The organism is Dorea sp. 210702-DFI.3.17, assembly GCF_020560825.1.
Taxonomy (GTDB): Bacteria; Bacillota; Clostridia; order Lachnospirales; family Lachnospiraceae; genus Dorea; species Dorea formicigenerans.
The window spans coordinates 1-251 of the sequence record NZ_JAJCNB010000132.1 but is presented as its reverse complement, the minus strand read 5'-3'; the positions used below and the strand labels follow the sequence as shown (position 1 = coordinate 251).

General features: G+C 49.8%; 1 protein-coding gene. It reads left to right on the top strand.

Features of this window, described 5'->3' with window-relative positions:
• On the top strand, window positions 1-244 hold a 244-nt coding region (locus LI149_RS15670; protein ID WP_331464091.1), incomplete at its 5' end, for a hypothetical protein.
• Window positions 245-251 lie beyond the last annotated feature (7 nt).

The window sequence follows — 251 nt, the reverse complement described above, 5'->3', positions numbered from 1 at the left end:
GTTCCTTGCTCGGACCGTATTGTTTCAGGCCTTCCTGACATTCCGTTTCAAAAAAGTAATTGGTACAGTCATAGTACAGGACTCCGGTCTGCCGTTTGACCAGCCGCCGGCTTGCTTCATACAGTTCCGCCTGGATGGAATCGGATTCGTTTGCAATGACAGACAGGGCACGATAAATCTGATGCAGTTCAAAAGCCGGTGGTTCGAGCAAATCGGAGGACTGCTCATAGCAGGAGAGTTTTGAAGACGGA